We start from the raw sequence: 17,655 nt of genomic DNA on the forward strand, positions 1-17,655 counted from the left end.
GACAATCATCTATTAATTCATGACTTTTTGTAAATAATAAATCGGTCTTTAATTATCAATCTGGTATATATAGGTTTAAATAGAAAATTAATCATAAAATAAGATAAAACCAGTAGCGATAATCAAATATTAAATCAAGATAAGTATTCACTGTAAAATCTTTTATATTATGCTCATCAATAACCAAAAGGGTAAATATAATGACAATTACATCAGTTAACGTGCGTAACCAGTTTAAAGGTGTTATTCAGGAAATTGTAGAAGGAAGTGTTGTTTCAGAAGTAAATGTGGAAACCAAAGCCGGCATTTTTACTTCAATTATAAGTACCCGTTCGGTACAGGATCTGGATTTAAAAATCGGTTCGGAAGTGGTGGTGCTGATTAAATCAACAGAAGTGTCATTGGCAAAACTCTAGATCTATATCTGGATTAAATCAAAAAAGGAGTGAACGATGACACAGCAAGATCTCGGTTCAGTGTCGATTCAACACTTATATAAAAAATATCCCTCGCAAAATAATGAAGATCTGGTGGTTTTAGAAGATATCAATTTAGATATTCAGCCGGGTGAATTCATTAGTATTGTCGGTAGCAGTGGCTGTGGTAAATCCACCTTGCTTCGCCTGTTGGTAGGTCTGGAAAATCAATATCAGGGCAATATTCTGGTGGATGGTGAAAAAGCCATTGGTACCAGCCTTAATCGCGGCATTGTCTTTCAAGATCACCGCCTGTTTCCATGGCTCAGTGTTCGGGAAAATGTACGTATTGCCTTGCATAAAAGTAACTTAACCCGCGCTGAAGAAGACAAACTGATTGATGAGCATCTGGAATTGGTTAATCTCAGCAATTTTAAAAATGCCTATCCATCACAGCTGTCTGGCGGGATGAACCAGCGTGTCGCGATTGCCCGTAGTCTGGTAAATCGTCCACAAATCCTGTTACTGGATGAGCCTTTTGGTGCACTGGATGCCTTGACTCGTCAGAATCTGCAGGATGAATTACAACGCATCTGGCAAACAGAAAAGATCACCATGATCATTGTGACCCATGATGTGGAAGAGGCGGTTTTCTTGGGTGATCGCGTGGTGGTGATGCAACCACATCCGGGACGGATTAAACGGATAGTTGATGTACCTGTACCACATCCACGCAAGCGTGAGGATGTTCGTCTGCACAATATTAAGAACAATATTTTGCAGGACTTTAGCGATCCAAGCAAAGAGGTGCTGTTCCAGAAACCGCGACATTTTTCAGATTACCAGTTTGCCTGGTAAACCTTTAAAGCTTAAAAAGCCTGTTAAAGCAGGCTTTTTTGTTGGGTGTATTTTTAGATAACTGAAGCAATAAAAAAATGCCCCGAAGGGCATTCTTCTTGCATTTGATTAGGAAGCTGCCTTGTTCAGCTTGCTTTCAGTCACATACTGATTTTCAGGACGCTTTAATCCTAAATTTTCACGTAAAGTTTTGCCTTCATATTCTGTGCGGAATAGGTCACGGCGTTGTAATTCTGGGACAATGAAATCAACAAAATCATTCAGACCGGCAGGGGTGGTTGGTGGCAGCACATTAAAGCCATCAGCTGCTTCATTTTCGAACCATTGCTGTAACTGATCTACGACCTGTTCTGGTGTACCCACCAGCGTCCAGTGCCCACGTGCTGAAGCGATATATTGGTAAAGCTGGCGAATGCTAAAATTATGTTTACGGGCAATATCAATCATCATCTGCTGGCGGCTAGAGAAATTGATGTCAGTATCTTCCAGTTTCGGGAATGGTGCATCCAGATCATATTTCTCCAGGTTAATGCCACCTGATAGACCTGAGAGTAGAGCCAGTCCCACTTTTGGATGAATCAGACTATTCAGGAAATCATATTTTTCTTTGGCTTCTTCTTCAGTTTTGGCGACGAAAATCGAAACACCTGGCATAATTTTCAGGTCATCCGGATGGCGGCCATATTTCAGCAAACGGCTTTTTACATCGCGATAAAATTCTTGAGCATCTTCTAGCGTTTGTTGAGCTGTAAAGATCACTTCAGCATATTTTCCTGCCAGTTCACGGCCATTCTCGGATTGACCCGCTTGAACAATCACAGGATAACCCTGCGGTGGGCGAGAAACATTCAGAGGCCCCTGTACATTGAAATGCTTCCCTTTATGTAATGGCTCATGCACCTTATCTGCCTGGAAGAACTGCCCAGTTTCCTTGTTATAGATAAAGGCATCATCTTCCCAAGAATCCCAGAGTTTTTGCGTGACTTCAATAAACTCATCGGCACGTTCATAACGCACTTTTGGCTCGGGATGTTGTTCCAAACCAAAGTTGCGTGCAGTATCAGCCGATGCAGTGGTGACCACATTCCATGCTGCACGGCCTTTAGAAATATGATCTAAGGATGCAAATTTACGTGCCAGAATATAGGGATCTTCATAAGTGGTCGATGCTGTAGCGATAAAGCCCAAGTTTTTGGTTGCCACAGAGAGAGCCGCAAAGAGTGTTACCGGTTCAAAGCCAACGCCTTTATCACCCAGACCAAGTTGGCCTTCTACTGCTGATCCCCAACGGACTGAAAGGCCATCTGCCAAGAAATAGGCATCAAACAAGCCCCGCTCAGCGGTTTTTGCCAACTCGATAATGTAGTCGATATTGAGATGATCCTGCGGACGTGATTCCGGATGACGCCAGCCAGCGGCATGCTGGGCAGTTGCGGGAATAAAAGCACCGAGTTTAATTTGACGTTTTGCCATGTCTGTTTCCTTATCTATGGATTTTTTCATCGAATAGACAAGAACAATTACTGTGCCAAATAATTTTAATAATTAAAACAATAACATAAAATACACAATATTTTTATGTGTTTAAAAATCAGCAAGATTTTATGATGAGTGCTGGAAAATCTACAGCAGTAAATCTGCAGTGCTTATCTCAAAGCAGCTATTTTTAGATAAGGTGATTTAAGGCAGATATTCAGGCACAAAAAAATGATTAAGAAATAAAAAAATGCCCCGAAGGGCATTTTTTATAAGTAATGGATTTAAGAGGCTACAGCAGTATTCCGTTGTGCTAGTACATACTGGTTTTCTGGTCGCTTTAAGCCTAAGTTCTCACGCAAAGTGGTTCCTTCATATTCAGTCCGGAAAAGACCACGACGTTGCAGTTCCGGCACAATTAAGTCGACAAAGTCATTCAGACCAGCTGGCGTACTTGGAGGAAGGATATTAAACCCATCAGCCGCTTCATGTTCAAACCATTCTTGCAGCTGATCCACGATCTGCTCAGGTGTGCCGACCAGCGTCCAGTGACCGCGTGCAGAAGCCACATATTCATACAGCTGTCGAATAGTAAAATGATGCTTACGGGCAATCTCAATCATCATCTGCTGGCGGCTGCCAAAATCAATCAGCTTTTCATCTAGTTCCGGGAATGGCTGATCCAGATCGTACTGTTCCAGATCAATTCCGCCTGCCAGGCCAGAAAGCAGACCCAGACCGACTTGCGGATGAATCAGGCTATTGAGCAGATCGTATTTTTCCTGCGCTTCTTCTGCAGTTTTGGCTACAAAAATCGAAACACCTGGCATAATTTTCAGGTCATCAGCATGACGACCATATTTGGCCAGACGACCTTTGACATCGCGGTAGAAGGCTTGGGCATCTTCCAAGGATTGTTGTGCAGTAAAAATTACTTCGGCAAATTTCGCTGCCAGTTCACGGCCATCTTCAGACTGACCAGCCTGTACAATTACGGGATAACCTTGTGGCGGGCGTGGCACATTCAGTGCGCCTTGGACCTCAAAGAATTTACCTTTGTGCTGTGGCTCATGGAATTTTTCGGGCTGGAAAAACTGTCCTGAATCCTTGTCATATATAAAAGCATCATCTTCCCAGGAATCCCAGAGTTTCTGCACCACTTCAATAAATTCATGTGCCTGAGCATAACGGGTCTTGGCATCTGGATGTTCAGACAGGCCAAAATTACGCGCTACCTGCTTGGAGGCCGTAGTCACCACATTCCATGCTGCGCGGCCTTTAGAAATATGATCCAGTGAGGCATATTTACGTGCCAGCGTATAAGGATGTTCATAGGTGGTCGATGCAGTTGCCACAAAGCCGATATGTTTGGTCACGGCAGATAGCGCTGCGAACAGGGTCACTGGTTCAAAGCCCGTGTCTTTATCGCCCAAGCTCCAGCCTTTGCTGGTCACTGAACCCCAATCGCCACGAACTGCCAGGGTATCAGCCAGAAAATAGGCATCAAACAGACCTCGCTCTGCGGTTTTGACCAGTTCAATGGCATAGTCGATATTAAGATGATCCTGCGGACGTGATTCTGGATGACGCCAGCCAGCAGCATGTTGAGAGGTGGTTGGGATAAAAGCACCGAGACGGATTTTACGTTCAGCCATGAGAAAAACCTTGTGTTTTTTATGTTGTGAGCTGGTTATAACAAGGAATTTTCAGGGGTTAAAATACGATAAAATTAAATCCATATAAAAAATATGGATTAACCAGAAAATACGCCATTCACAAGTTTTTCACTCGGTTTTATTTTCTTATGAAAGGCTGAAAATTACACCAGTGCCTTAATGGTTTTTTTCTTCCAGACGAACTGATAATACAGTCCTTGCAGGATGCATAGACAGACAAAAGCCAGGGCATAGCCATACCAGATGCCTTTTAAGCCCCACCATTGACTAAATATATAGGCAGCCGGGATTTCAATTCCCAAGATAGTGACAATATTAATGACCATCGGAATATTCACTGTGCCACTGGCTCGCATAATCGAGGCAAAAATGGCACTGCCACCAAAGAACAGAATGGACCACAGCACGATAAACAGCAGTTGCTGACCGAGCACCACCACATTTGGATCGGTGATAAACAGCGCCATCAGATATTTTGAGAACAGATAGGCCAGTATCACTAAGCTGCCGGTAAACAGGATATTCATGCTCATGGCGGTACGGGTGACTTTATTCAGCAGCTCATTTTTACCGGCACCAATGGCTTGTGCTGCAAATACCGAAGCTGCAATAGCAATGGAAAGGGCAGGGAACTGGATGTAGTTCAGTACCTGATTGACCGCACCATAGGCGGCTGTGGCTTCAGCCCCATAACGGTTAACCATGCCAACGATCACCAGACCGGCTGCGGAGGTGGTGATCATCTGTACCCCGGTTGGAATGCCCAAACGCAGAATGATCAGGCTTAAGCCGGGATGGTGACGAATATTTTTCAGTAAAGCCCAATCGGGTTTGAGCGGATGTTTTCTATAATTTAAATACAGAACTAAAAATAATAGAACCGCCAGATTCCCGAGAATGGTGGCAATCGCCGGCGAGATAATCCCCATTTTCGGAAAACCCAAATAACCCGCGATCAGGATCGGCGTAACGATCAGGCCGATACCAATGGTCAAGGCGGAGGCAAACAGTGGTGTAGTGCTATCCCCGACACCACGCAAAATTGAGGTAAAAATAATATAAATAAAAATCAGGGGGCTACCTGCTAGCATCCATTGTACATAAGGCACCGACAGGTGCATCACATTCGGATCGGTACCCAGCAGCAACAGAATCTGCTCGGCAAAAATCACCCCGAACAGTGCAATCAAACTACCGCCAATCAGGGTCATGAAAAGGGTGGAACCTACCACACAGCGAACCTTTTCCAAATTTTTGGCACCCCAGGCCTGTCCGACCAGCACCGTCGAACCAGCAGACAGTCCAATCACAAAGGCCATTAAACAGAACAGGATCGGGAAAAATACCGCCACAGCCGCAATGGCATTCACGCCCAGCATCTGCCCAACAAAAATCGTATTAATGGTTCCCGACAGGCTTTGCAGGATATTGGTTACGATCAGTGGCAGCAGGAAAACAAAAAAGGATTTCCATAAATTCTGCTGCTGAACCAATGCGTGCTTAGCCATGTGTTGTCCTGTAGTGGAAGATGAGGTCTATCAAAGAAACCTGATTATCGGAAATTTGTACAAAAAAAGCCTTAGCTTTTAAGTAACTAAGGCTGATTCTATGTAAATATTTAAAATTTTAAACCTAGACTTTTGACAGAATTTCGCCGGCTTGCAGCAAGGTTTGTTCCTGTTTGGCAAAGCAGAAACGCAGCAAACGCAGGTCTTTCGGTGGCTGTTGATAGAACACGGATATTGGAATTGTGACAATGCCATGTTCATGTGCCAGATACTGGCACATCTCCACATCTTCCAGATCAGGACGGATGGCACTGTAGTCCAGATTCTGGAAATAGGTACCGTGCGACGGTGTCCATTTGAAACGTGAATGCTGAATAGAAGAGTTAAACAGATCCCGCTTGGCCTGATAAAAAGCAGAGAGTTGTGGAATATGTTCCGGATGCTGCTGTAAATATTCAGCTAAGGCGACCTGTACTGGGGTGACTCCGCAGAAGCTGGCAAACTGATACACCTGACGGAACATTTTCATCAGTGCCGGTGCAGCGACACAAAAACCAGTTTTCCAGCCAGTGACATGGAAGGTTTTACCAAAGGAGCCCACCACAAAACTACGCTCACGCAATTCCGGGAAAGATAGGGCAGAATAATGCTGGATGCCATCAAACACCAGATGCTCATAAACTTCATCGGAAAGCACTACAATATTGCGATTCCGGATCAGTTCAATCAGCTGTTGCCAGTCCTGTCTCGACCAGACACTACCAGTGGGATTATGTGGTGTATTTACAATAATCATCCGGGTGCGGCCATTGATCGCCTCTTTCACCTGATCCCAGTCTACGGAGAAATCCGGATGTTGTAGCGCAATATGAACCGGCTTGGCACCGACCAGCTGGACAGTTGGCGCATAGCTGTCATAGCTTGGATCAAAAATAATGACTTCTTCACCAGCACGAACCACCGCCTGAATGGCACAGAAAATGGCAATGGTGGCACCTGGGGTGATGGTAATTTCCTGTGTTGGATCTAAAGCCAGTTGATCGCGCTGTGTATACAGATCTGCTACCAGCGCCCGTAACACTGGTAGACCATCTCCCGGTGCATACTGGTTAAATCCAGCGCTACTTGCCCGTCCTAAAGCTTCAATCAGTTCAGGCGGTGCTGGAAAATCCGGAAATCCCTGGGAAAGATTCAGTGCCCCGAGTTGTTGCGCCAAGGCAGACATGGTGCTGAAAATCGTTACCCCGAGGTCGGGCAGTTTGGACTGGAGATCAAGCATGTCACAGTGCTCTTTGGTGGATATAACAGGGAAGTTTAACAGTAACGACGTTCAGTGATGATCATGAATAACAGAAATTATTCATAATTTTAGTGATAAAACAGCGGGATAATTTGGGAAGTGATTTATTTTATAGCGTGAAAAAGTGAAGATTTACGTCAAAATTTGTACTAAAAATACATTATAAAAAAAGCCGACTTGCGCCGGCTTTTTCATTTTTTATGTTTATGCTTCCAGAACTTCGTCCAGTAACTCGGCACTCGGTGCAAAGTAGTAAGCGCCGTCCATTGGTGTCACGAAGTGCAGCAGGCGGTCGTGAATGCCATCACCAGATGTGCCAAACATGCGTTCTAACATCAGATCAATAATTTTCAGGTCTTTGGTATAGGCAATAAAGAATAGCCCCTGGTCACCACGACCATCACCATAAGGCAGGGAGTGACGCAGGATTTCCATTTCTTCGCCTTCCTCATCCTCAACCACTGTACGGGCAATGTGAGCATTGGCAGGTTTGACTTCATCATCCAGCTCAATCGATTCAAGCTTGGTACGACCCATCACCTGTTCCTGAGCATCAACTTTTAGTTTTTTCCATTTTGCCAGATTATGCGCATAGCGCTGTGCAAAAACAAAGGAACCATCCTGAAAAATGCCGGCATCTTCGCCGAGTAAAGCCACTTCAGCACGGTCATTCGGGAATTGTGGATTTTCAGTACCATCAATAAAGCCAGTGATGTCACGGCCATCAAAGTAACGGAAGCAGACACGTTCATCCAGTACTTCAACCTGGTCGCGAATACCTTCGAAGAATGCCTGGCTCAGGGCAAAACAGATATCTGCACGCGCACTGGCAATATGGATCAGCACATCTGCCGGTACCACTGGCATTGCAAATGAACCTTGAATCGGCTCAAGCTGTTTAAAGCCAGTAGGAGTCTGATCATACAGTTTTGACCAAAGTTCAGGGCCAAAAGCGACAGCTGTCTTGATTTGCGCATCCGGGTGTTGGGTAATCAGGCGATCGCGTGTGGTGAAAAGCTGTTGTAATTGTTCTTTAAAATCTTCAATGCTGAGGTTTTTTAAACGTAAAACAATAAAGCGAGCATGATCTGAGGGTAATGGCAAAATTACAGATTGGGCTGTCATTCATGACTCCTGTAATAAAAAATTATGGTTTTCAATCAAACTATTGTGCCTGAAGTAGTACCGGGTGAATAGTATGCAAATGGATTTTCATCAAGAAATTAAGCGGAATATAGGGGAAAAGTCATATAATACTGCGCAAGTTTTTCATTGAGCAGGTTTATGTCCTATCAGGTTTGGTTTGCCTACATGCTGGCATGTTGGGTGATCAGTATTTCTCCCGGTGCTGGTGCCATTGCTTCGATGTCGAGTGGACTCAACTACGGCTTTAAGCATGGTTACTGGAACGCCTTAGGCTTGCAGCTGGCTTTGCTGTTACAGATCGCCATTGTGGCTGCTGGGGCCGGGGTGCTGTTCGCAACCTCGCCGTTGGCTTTTCTGGTGGTGAAATGGTTTGGCGTGGGTTACCTGCTTTATCTGGCCTATTTGCAGTGGACTGCACCAACGCAGTCGATTGAGATCCGGCATGAGCTGACCCGAAAATCTGTTGGGAAACTCATCCTGCATGGCTTTCTGGTCAATATGAGTAATCCGAAGGCGATCGTGTTCCTGCTGGCGGTGCTGCCCCAGTTCCTGGATTTGTCGAAACCTCAGTGGATACAGTACGTGATTATGGCAGTAACCATGGTCACCATTGATCTGATTGTGATGGCCGGTTATACCGGATTGGCAGCAAAAGTCTTAAGATTATTAACATCAGCAAAGCAACAAAAAATATTAAACAGAAGCTTTGCGGTGCTCTTTGCCTGCGCTGCGACCTTACTCAGTCTGGTGCATCAGGCTTAAGCCAAAACAGCGGATCATGCCAAAAACAAAAATAATGTGATCACGTTAATGTTGAATACAAATATAACAACAATAACAAGAGGTATTCCCATGTCAGGTCAATTTGACTTTGTCTCCATTTTGAAGAAGCCGAGGATTCACTCCAATGGCTGCTGTATCAGTCATTGCATCCAGATGTCGGATGGCAGTCAGAAAACCCTCGGCGTGTTCTTGCCGACAGAGCAGCCGATCGTATTTGAAACAACGCTAGCAGAACGTCTGGAAATAATTTCTGGTGAATGTCTGGTACAGATTGGAGATGATGCCTATTACCAGCGCTATGTGCCGGGGCAGTCATTTTATGTACCCAAACACAGCCAGTTTAGGCTGCTGTGTAATGAAATCGTGGATTATGTCTGCCACTTCGAATAAGGCAGAGCATTTATTCAGATTGAGGTTTTAGCTGCTGCAAAAATTCCTGCTCGGTCATCACCATAATGCCGTGTTGTTGGAATAGCACGGCAGTGACGCCTTGTCCCTGAATTTTCCTGCCTGAAAATGAGCCATCATAAATCAGGTCGCTGCCACAGGAAGGGCTGTTAGCTTTCAGAATGGCATGGGTGACTTGAAAATTTTGGGCTAATTCTAAAGCAGCATAGGCACCTTTGATAAAGGTATCTGAAACATCTGTACCCTTGATATCTACAACATGAGCTTGGTACAGCAGCACATCTCGACCATCGCCAGATTGAATCTCGGCAGGCGGGCGAGGGATGGGCAGCCCGCCACTGACTTCAGGACACAGGCTGACATATTGATCAGGAACCAGATGTTCTAGCAGCTCTTTAAGCAGGCAGTCCTGTCCATCATAACGGACTTTCTGACCGAGCAGACAGGCACTGATCAGGTAGCGTCTCTGCTGCATGCTTAGCTCAGCTTTTTAAATTTCTGGATACAGAAGATTGCAGCAAACAGGAGCGACATGGTTAGTACGATGGTGAGACCTGTTGATGTATTAAGTCCTGCACTCGACCATAGCCCAACGGTGACGCCAATCTGTGCTACCACAAATGCCCAGACTACCATTTGCTTTGGTGAATTGGCCAGCAAACGTGCGGTCAATGCCGGAATGACCAGCAGCGCACCCATTAGCAGTGAGCCAACTGCACGCAGTGCCAGTACGGTAAACAGTGCCAGAAGTAACATAAAGATCAGGCGTTGCCATTTGGCATTCACACCTTCGCTGATTGCCATGTCCTGATCAATTGCAATCTGGATTTGTACTTGCCAGCTTTTGTAGAGCACAGTTAAAGCGACAATAATCACGATGGCAAAGGTCGGTAGATCCGACCAGGAAATGGTGAGCAGATCCCCAAATAGGTAACTCAGCAGTTCCGGTCTTAATCCCGGTAAATGTTGAATGAATAATAAGCCGGAGCAGAGCAGCGTTGCTGAGCAGAGTGCCAGTAATGCATCATTTGGCAGGCGCGGGTCATACAGCACCCATAATACTGCCACCAACAACACCGCAATAAAACTCACCCCCAGCCAGAGTGGCAAGCTCATCGCGCCAGCAATCGCCACACCTAATAAGGTGCCGTGTGCCATGGTATCTGCAAAAAACGACATGCGACGCCATAACATCAGGCAGCCGAGCGGAGCGGTCAGGAACACTAATAATGTCCCCATGATCCATGCTGGTAAAAGGAGAGATAACCAATCCATCATGGCTTAGGCTTCCGGTTCGGGATGAATATGTGGACGGGGATCGTGCTGGCAGGGCGTTGCTGAGTCGCCATGGGCACAGTGGTCATGATGATGCTGATAGAACACCCGGTTAGTCCCAAAAATCGCCTGATATTCCGGATGCTGCTGCACACTTTCCGGCAGGCCGCTACAGCAGATATGCTTGTTCAGGCAAACTACACGGTTGGTACCTTGCATGACCCATTGCAGGTCATGCGAAACCATCAAAATGGCACAGCCATATTTTTCCGGCAGGCTGCGCACATATTCATACAGTTCAGCTTCAGACTGGATATCCAGCCCTTGCATCGGTTCATCCAATACCAGAATATCTGGCTGACGTAACAGGGCACGGGCCAGCAAGACACGTTGCCGCTCACCACCCGAGAGTTGCTGGACTTTGGAATTTTTCAGTTTAGCTATGCCGGTATCCCGGATAATCTCTGCCTTGATATCCGCTGGACATTTTTCCAGGGCCAGTAGATCTTTCACGCGCAGCGGCAAACTATGTGAAGGATTGAATTTTTGTGGCACGTAGGAGAACTTCAATTTACGTGAAGTTTTGATTTCTCCGGATTTTGGCTTGATGATACCGAGCATAACTTTAATTAAAGTCGATTTGCCGGCACCGTTGGGACCAATCAGCGTGACAATCTCTTTCTCCTGCAGGGAGAAATCAATGGCCTTTAATATATCGCGTTCATCTATATTGACCCAGATTTTGGAAAGCTGGATCAAAGGTGATGTGCTTAAGCTTTGTTGCGACACTGCTGACAGATTCCTGAAATCTCAATAATGCTGTGATGAGCATCGAAATGATCTGAGCTAGCCAAAGCAGCAAGCTGATCGAGTAGACCTTGTGCTGAAGCTTCTTTTACCGCTTTACATTCGGTACAGATTAAAAAGGCAGCCTGATGGCCTTCACGCGGATGGCAACATGGAATATAGGCATTAATAGAGGTCAGGCGATGAATAAAGCCCTTCTCTAACAAAAAGTCGAGGGTGCGATACACCGTTGGTGGAGCAGCCGGACGATCGCTGTTACTTTTGATTTTGGCCAGCAGATCATAGGCACCCATCGGACCTGTAGCATTCAAAATCAGTTCCAGCACTTCACGACGCAGTGGCGTCAGACGCGCACCTGTCGTTGCACAAAGGATTTCGGCCTCTGCCAGGCGTTGCGCGACGTTCGGATGGTCGTGTACGCCATGCAATGCGTTGTGGTGTTCATGCGAACATGCACCCATAGTTCACCTCAAGTGCGAAACTGAAATTAAAAGGATTTTAAATCTTACCATGAAGCGATCTGAGTTTCGATCAGGCATAGGCATTTTTGCGAATCTGTTATATTATAACACTTAGTTTTTTTATCGTGATCTTTTCTCCCATGTCCCGTTTTCTTGCGTTTTGTACCTTAGCTTTATTTAGTAGCTTAAGCTGGTCACAAGGCCTGGTGGTCTCTACGCATCCGATTTACCTGATTGCCAAGAAAGTTACTCAGGGTGTGGAAGAGCCGACCTTATTATTGGAACATCAGACTGGACACGATGTCAGCCTGACCCCGGCACACCGTAAAATGATCCAGGATGCCAATCTGGTGATCTGGCTGGGACAGGCGCATGAAGCACCGCTGGCAAAAGTGTTGGAAGGCAATAATAAAAGTATCTCGATTCTGGATTCAGGGATCATCAATCCGCTACCAATGCGCAACCCTCGTGGTGAAACCTTGAAAAATACTGTGGATACCCATGTCTGGCTGGATCCAAACAATGCGGTACGAATTGGCTTCTTTATTGCAGCACTGCGTTCACAACAACAACCTCAATACCGTGAAAGCTACTGGAAAAATGCACGTGCTTTTGCACAGAACATGCTGACTACTGCACAACGTTATAATTCAACTTCCAAACCGCGCCCTTACTGGTCTTATCATGATGCTTATCAGTATCTGGAACGTCCGCTGAATTTGAAATTCATGGGTGCATTGACCGATGATCCGCATGTTTCACCGACCGTGGCACAAATCAAGTATCTGCAAGACACCCGTGTGCAAAGTAAAATGTGCCTGCTGGCAGAAAGCCACGCCAGTGCCGGTCAATATAAAAAACTGAACCCGATCGTCTTCCAGCCAGTGGACGAAAGTATGAGTGGGGCAGGGGACTTTGTACACGGTTGGCAACAATTAGCTGAACAAACCAGCAAATGTGTGCTAAATTCTCGATAACGATTAAAAAATGATCATGTTTTGATTAGTTTAAAAACGATTAAGTCCCTGAAATTTTCGAGTCTTAGCTCGGGAAAAGATTGCATGTTCAGGGGTGTAACTCTATAATGCCTGCGATTAAAAATAATCATCAGCTAAACTTGTCAAGCATGATTGCTGTGAGTGAATAAATAATGAGCCGAACTAGTCGCTTGATTGACCGACGATTAGCGAAAGCTTTAGTCATCTTACAAGCAATAATGATACCCGTTTCAGCGTTATTAGGTTGGGTTGTCAAAGACACGACCGCAGCTTTGAGTGCGGCCTTGGGTGCATTCGTATGCTGGTTAGCGAGCTGCTACTTTAGCTGGCAGTCGTTTCGTGCTGCGGGCGCGCGAGCTTCCAAACAAGTTCTATCGAACATGTATAGGGGCATGCTCGGTAAGTTTGCAATAGTGATTGTTGGATTCATTTTGATTTTAAGCAATGTCAAGCCGTTATCCCCGGTGGCATTGTTTTGTGGTTTTATACTCGTTCAAGCCATGTCGTGGGTCGCTCCGTTTTGGGTGTCACGTCTACAAAAACGAGTTTAAGCGCAGCAAAAATTGAAAAGTTTTTTCAGAAATAAGCGAGATATCAAGCAGCACGCGATATTCGCAAGTTTCATTAGTTTTTGACATTGACCAGGTGTGATTTATGGCTGCTGAAGAACATGCCCTTACTTCGACCGAGTACATCAAGCACCACTTGACCAATTTGACCTATGGCAAAATGCCAGACGGTACTTGGAAATTGGCCGAGACTGCTGATGAAGCTCAACAGATGGGGTTCACTGCTATTCACTTGGATTCAATGGGTTGGTCAATCGGCCTTGGTCTGATTTTCTGCTTGTTGTTCTGGCTTGTAGCGAAAGCTGCTAACTCTGGTGTTCCTACCAAGTTCCAGTCTGCAATCGAAATGATCATCGAATTCGTTGACTCAAGTGTCCGCGACACTTTCCATGGCAAATCACGCTTAATTGCACCGCTTGCACTGACTATTTTCGTGTGGATTTTCCTCATGAACTTAATGGATTTGATCCCTGTGGATTGGATTCCTTACGTAGCTCAACAAGTTGGCGCTAGCGTATTCGGCATGGACCCTCACCACGTTTACTTCAAGATCGTTCCATCTACAGACCCTAACATTACCCTTGGTATGTCTCTGTCTGTATTTGCACTTATCTTGTTCTACAGCATTCGTGAGAAAGGGGTGGGCGGTTTCGTCGGTGAGCTTGCACTTAACCCATTTAACCCAAGTAACCCAGTTGCAAAAGCGTTGCTTATTCCAGTGAACTTAGTACTTGAATTGGTAACCTTCCTTGCACGTCCAGTTTCATTGGCTCTTCGACTATTCGGTAACATGTATGCGGGTGAATTGATCTTCATCCTAATCGCGTTATTACCGTTCTGGATCCAGTGGGCGTTATCTGTGCCTTGGGCGATCTTCCACATTCTTGTTATTACGCTGCAAGCATTCATTTTCATGATGCTGACTATCGTATACTTGAGCATGGCAAGCGAAAAGCATTAATGGTATTGCCTAACTGTCACGGGATGGTTGGGCACAATTTTTTAACTTAATTTGGTATAAACCTAACCTCTGAGGAATTATCATGGAACTCACTTTAGGTCTAGTTGCAATTGCATCTGCTATCTTGATCGCTTTCGGTGCTTTAGGTACTGCGATTGGTTTTGGTCTTTTAGGCGGTCGCTTCCTTGAAGCTGTAGCTCGTCAACCAGAATTAGCTCCACAACTTCAAACTCGTATGTTCTTAATCGCGGGTCTTCTTGATGCTGTGCCTATGATCGGTGTTGGTATTGGCTTGTTCTTCATCTTCGCTAATCCATTTGTAGGTTAATCAGCTTAATTCCGAAATTCACTATTTGAGGAATTTGCAATGAATATCAACCTCACATTGTTTGGCCAAGCGATTGCGTTTGCGATTTTCGTCGCATTCTGCATGAAGTTCGTTTGGCCACCACTAATCAATGCGATTAGTGAGCGTCAGCGTAAAATCGCTGATGGCTTAAATGCTGCTGAAAAAGCGAAAGCTGACCTTGCAGACGCGCAAGCACAAGTGAAAGCTGAATTAGACGCAGCAAAAGCACAAGCGGCTCAATTGATTGAACAAGCGAACCGTCGTGCAGCACAATTGGTCGAAGAAGCGCGTACTCAAGCATCTGCTGAAGGTGAGCGTATTCGTCAACAAGCGAAAGAAGCTGTTGATACTGAAATCAATGCTGCTCGCGAAGAATTACGTCAACAAGTGGCTGCCCTTGCAGTTGCTGGCGCAGAAAAAATTCTGAACCAACAAGTTGACGCAGAAGCTCACAATGCCATGCTGACTCAGCTGGCTGCAAAACTTTAAGAGAGGCGGATTATGGCTGAACTCTTGACGTTGGCACGCCCTTACGCAAAAGCAGCATTTGCTTACGCTTCTGAGCAAAGTGCAACTGACTCATGGTCAAAAGCACTTGAATTGCTTAGTGCTGCGGTGCAAGACGAAGCATTTTCAGCTTATCTAAATCGCCCTGAGCTTACACCTGCTGAGCAGGTTAGTCTTTTTGCTAAAGTTTTAGGTGAAGACCAAACTGCAGCAGTGTCAAACTTTTTGACATTGCTTGCTGAAAACGACCGTTTGGTTCTACTTCCTGAAATTGCTGCAGAATACGAACAGCTCAAATCACAGAATAACAATACTGTGGATGTTGTAATCGAATCAGCATTCCCATTGACTTCTGTACAGGAACAACTACTTACTCACGCACTAGAGAAGAAATTCAATGCGGCGGTAAATGTTTCTGTTGAAGTAAATCCAGCGTTGATCGCGGGTGTAGTTATTCGTGCAGGCGACCAAGTGATAGATGATTCTGCGCTTAACAAGCTTGAAAAAATGCGGACTCGTCTTCTTGCTTAACCGCTCGAAGACTGAACTATTAAAAGATTGAGGTATAGCGCAATGCAACAACTGAATCCATCCGAGATCAGTGCGCTCATTAAACAGCGTATCGGCGATCTGGACACCAGCGCGACCGCTAAAAACGAAGGTACCATTGTTATGGTATCTGACGGTATTGTGCGCATTCACGGCCTTGCTGATGCAATGTACGGTGAAATGATCGAATTCGACGGCGGCTTATTTGGTATGGCACTGAACCTAGAACAGGATTCAGTGGGTGCCGTTGTCTTAGGTAACTACTTAAGCCTTCAAGAAGGTCAAAAAGCTCGTTGTACAGGTCGTGTATTAGAAGTTCCAGTTGGTCCTGAACTTCTTGGCCGTGTCGTAGACGCTTTGGGTAACCCAATTGATGGTAAAGGCCCTATTGATGCAAAACTTACTGATGCTGTTGAAAAAGTAGCACCAGGCGTAATTTGGCGTCAATCAGTAGACCAACCTGTACAAACTGGTTATAAATCAGTTGATACAATGATTCCTGTTGGTCGTGGTCAACGTGAGTTGATCATTGGTGACCGCCAAACTGGTAAAACAGCAATGGCGATCGATGCGATCATCGCTCAGAAAAATTCTGGTATTAAATGTATCTACGTTGCAGTTGGTCAAAAACAATCAACTATCGCTAACGTTGTACGTAAGCTTGAAGAAACTGGCGCTATGGCGTACACAACTGTTGTCGCAGCTGCGGCAGCTGATCCTGCAGCAATGCAGTATCTGGCTCCATATGCTGGTTGTACAATGGGTGAGTACTTCCGTGACCGCGGTGAAGATGCTCTGATCATCTATGATGACCTGTCTAAACAAGCTGTAGCATACCGTCAAATTTCATTGCTTTTACGTCGTCCACCAGGTCGTGAAGCTTATCCTGGTGACGTATTCTATCTACACTCACGTCTTCTTGAACGTGCTTCACGTGTATCTGCTGAATACGTTGAGAAATTCACTAACGGTGAAGTTAAAGGCCAAACTGGTTCATTGACTGCATTACCGATTATTGAAACTCAAGCAGGTGACGTATCTGCATTCGTACCAACAAACGTAATTTCGATTACTGATGGTCAGATCTTCCTAGAAACATCACTGTTCAACGCGGGTATCCGTCCTGCTGTGAACGCGGGTATCTCTGTATCTCGTGTGGGTGGTTCTGCGCAAACTAAGATCATCAAGAAATTGTCAGGTGGTATCCGTACCGCTCTTGCACAATACCGTGAATTGGCTGCGTTTGCTCAGTTCGCTTCTGACCTTGACGAAGCAACTCGTAAACAGCTTGAACACGGTCAACGCGTAACTGAGTTGATGAAGCAAAAACAATATGCTCCATACTCAATCGCTGACCAAGCTGTTTCAGTTTATGCATCTAACGAAGGCTACATGGCTGACGTTGAAGTGAAGAAAATCGTTGCATTTGATGCTGCGCTGATCGCTTACTTCCGTTCTGAACATGCTGCGTTAATGCAAAAAATTGACGAGACTGGTGCTTGGGACAAAGACATCGAAGCTGAATTCAAAGCAGGTATTGAGAAGTTCAAAGCGACTCAAACTTACTAATTTAGCAACTTGCTAATTAGTTTTGGTTTGGTTCACGGA

At 45.3% G+C, this 17,655-nt stretch carries 20 protein-coding genes; 11 read left to right on the top strand and 9 right to left on the bottom strand.

Features of this window, described 5'->3' with window-relative positions; all coding sequences use genetic code 11:
* Positions 1 to 200: 200 nt before the first annotated feature.
* Together ABEF84_RS00900 and ABEF84_RS00905 are read left to right on the top strand one after the other, a co-directional pair.
* A complete protein-coding gene (locus tag ABEF84_RS00900; protein ID WP_034587347.1) occupies positions 201 to 416 on the top strand; it encodes a molybdopterin-binding protein in 216 nt (71 codons plus the stop codon).
* Positions 417 to 452: 36 nt separating this feature from the next.
* Positions 453 to 1,274 carry an ABC transporter ATP-binding protein gene (locus ABEF84_RS00905; RefSeq protein WP_034587349.1) on the top strand — a complete coding sequence of 274 codons (822 nt, stop codon included), beginning with the start codon at positions 453 to 455 and terminating at the stop codon, positions 1,272 to 1,274.
* Positions 1,275 to 1,382: 108 nt separating this feature from the next.
* On the opposite strand, the gene ABEF84_RS00910 is transcribed toward ABEF84_RS00905, so the two are convergent.
* From ABEF84_RS00910 to ABEF84_RS00930, 5 genes are all read right to left on the bottom strand, one after another.
* Entirely contained in the window at positions 1,383 to 2,747 is a 1,365-nt protein-coding gene (locus tag ABEF84_RS00910; RefSeq protein ID WP_034587350.1) for an LLM class flavin-dependent oxidoreductase, read from the bottom strand.
* Positions 2,748 to 3,034: 287 nt separating this feature from the next.
* Positions 3,035 to 4,405: an LLM class flavin-dependent oxidoreductase gene (locus ABEF84_RS00915; protein ID WP_347455448.1), complete on the bottom strand. Its 1,371-nt coding sequence runs from the start codon at positions 4,403 to 4,405 to the stop codon at positions 3,035 to 3,037.
* Positions 4,406 to 4,569: 164 nt separating this feature from the next.
* Positions 4,570 to 5,934 (bottom strand): MATE family efflux transporter, encoded by a 1,365-nt coding sequence (locus ABEF84_RS00920; RefSeq protein ID WP_034587352.1) that lies wholly within the window; start codon positions 5,932 to 5,934, stop codon positions 4,570 to 4,572.
* A 124-nt stretch (positions 5,935 to 6,058) separates the two neighbouring features.
* Positions 6,059 to 7,213, bottom strand: coding sequence for a methionine aminotransferase (locus ABEF84_RS00925; protein WP_347454544.1), 1,155 nt, complete (start codon positions 7,211 to 7,213; stop codon positions 6,059 to 6,061).
* Positions 7,214 to 7,438: 225 nt separating this feature from the next.
* Entirely contained in the window at positions 7,439 to 8,359 is a 921-nt protein-coding gene (locus ABEF84_RS00930) for a Dyp-type peroxidase (protein ID WP_347454543.1), read from the bottom strand.
* Between the two features lie 159 nt (positions 8,360 to 8,518).
* Between ABEF84_RS00930 and ABEF84_RS00935 the strand changes: the two genes are divergently transcribed.
* Together ABEF84_RS00935 and ABEF84_RS00940 are read left to right on the top strand one after the other, a co-directional pair.
* A complete protein-coding gene (locus ABEF84_RS00935; protein WP_347453415.1) occupies positions 8,519 to 9,142 on the top strand; it encodes a LysE family transporter in 624 nt (207 codons plus the stop codon).
* A gap of 90 nt (positions 9,143 to 9,232) precedes the next feature.
* The gene (locus tag ABEF84_RS00940) at positions 9,233 to 9,553 is read left to right on the top strand and encodes a pyrimidine/purine nucleoside phosphorylase (protein ID WP_347454542.1); all 321 of its coding nucleotides are present in this window, start codon (positions 9,233 to 9,235) and stop codon (positions 9,551 to 9,553) included.
* Between the two features lie 10 nt (positions 9,554 to 9,563).
* On the opposite strand, the gene ABEF84_RS00945 is transcribed toward ABEF84_RS00940, so the two are convergent.
* Genes ABEF84_RS00945 through ABEF84_RS00960 form a run of 4 tightly spaced genes read right to left on the bottom strand, consistent with a single transcriptional unit; the run spans position 9,564 to position 12,114 of the window.
* Positions 9,564 to 10,046, bottom strand: coding sequence for a DUF523 domain-containing protein (locus tag ABEF84_RS00945; protein ID WP_034587362.1), 483 nt, complete (start codon positions 10,044 to 10,046; stop codon positions 9,564 to 9,566).
* A 2-nt stretch (positions 10,047 to 10,048) separates the two neighbouring features.
* Entirely contained in the window at positions 10,049 to 10,849 is an 801-nt protein-coding gene (znuB, locus tag ABEF84_RS00950) for a zinc ABC transporter permease subunit ZnuB (RefSeq protein ID WP_347453416.1), read from the bottom strand.
* A 3-nt stretch (positions 10,850 to 10,852) separates the two neighbouring features.
* Positions 10,853 to 11,635, bottom strand: coding sequence for a zinc ABC transporter ATP-binding protein ZnuC (znuC, locus tag ABEF84_RS00955; protein WP_347453417.1), 783 nt, complete (start codon positions 11,633 to 11,635; stop codon positions 10,853 to 10,855).
* A complete protein-coding gene (locus tag ABEF84_RS00960; protein ID WP_347453418.1) occupies positions 11,617 to 12,114 on the bottom strand; it encodes a transcriptional repressor in 498 nt (165 codons plus the stop codon). Before ABEF84_RS00960 ends, znuC begins: the two co-directional genes overlap by 19 nt.
* A 140-nt stretch (positions 12,115 to 12,254) precedes the next feature.
* Between ABEF84_RS00960 and ABEF84_RS00965 the strand changes: the two genes are divergently transcribed.
* The 7 genes from ABEF84_RS00965 to atpA all read left to right on the top strand — a co-directional run bounded on the left by ABEF84_RS00965 (position 12,255) and on the right by atpA (position 17,616).
* Positions 12,255 to 13,091 (top strand): metal ABC transporter solute-binding protein, Zn/Mn family, encoded by an 837-nt coding sequence (locus ABEF84_RS00965; RefSeq protein ID WP_347453419.1) that lies wholly within the window; start codon positions 12,255 to 12,257, stop codon positions 13,089 to 13,091.
* A gap of 173 nt (positions 13,092 to 13,264) precedes the next feature.
* Positions 13,265 to 13,663: an ATP synthase subunit I gene (locus ABEF84_RS00970; RefSeq protein ID WP_347453420.1), complete on the top strand. Its 399-nt coding sequence runs from the start codon at positions 13,265 to 13,267 to the stop codon at positions 13,661 to 13,663.
* A gap of 103 nt (positions 13,664 to 13,766) precedes the next feature.
* Positions 13,767 to 14,642: a F0F1 ATP synthase subunit A gene (gene atpB / locus ABEF84_RS00975; protein WP_034587370.1), complete on the top strand. Its 876-nt coding sequence runs from the start codon at positions 13,767 to 13,769 to the stop codon at positions 14,640 to 14,642.
* A gap of 82 nt (positions 14,643 to 14,724) precedes the next feature.
* Entirely contained in the window at positions 14,725 to 14,970 is a 246-nt protein-coding gene (gene atpE, locus ABEF84_RS00980) for a F0F1 ATP synthase subunit C (RefSeq protein WP_000424060.1), read from the top strand.
* A gap of 39 nt (positions 14,971 to 15,009) precedes the next feature.
* On the top strand, positions 15,010 to 15,480 hold the full coding sequence (locus ABEF84_RS00985) for a F0F1 ATP synthase subunit B (RefSeq protein WP_034587372.1): 471 nt from the start codon (positions 15,010 to 15,012) through the stop codon (positions 15,478 to 15,480).
* A 12-nt stretch (positions 15,481 to 15,492) separates the two neighbouring features.
* Entirely contained in the window at positions 15,493 to 16,029 is a 537-nt protein-coding gene (locus tag ABEF84_RS00990; RefSeq protein WP_034587374.1) for a F0F1 ATP synthase subunit delta, read from the top strand.
* 42 nt (positions 16,030 to 16,071) lie between these two features.
* Complete coding sequence (gene atpA, locus ABEF84_RS00995) at positions 16,072 to 17,616, top strand: F0F1 ATP synthase subunit alpha (RefSeq protein WP_347453422.1); 1,545 nt, start codon at positions 16,072 to 16,074, stop codon at positions 17,614 to 17,616.
* Positions 17,617 to 17,655: the final 39 nt, after the last annotated feature.

This window comes from Acinetobacter sp. ANC 7912, assembly GCF_039862785.1.
GTDB classification, from domain to species: domain Bacteria; phylum Pseudomonadota; class Gammaproteobacteria; order Pseudomonadales; family Moraxellaceae; genus Acinetobacter; species Acinetobacter thermotolerans.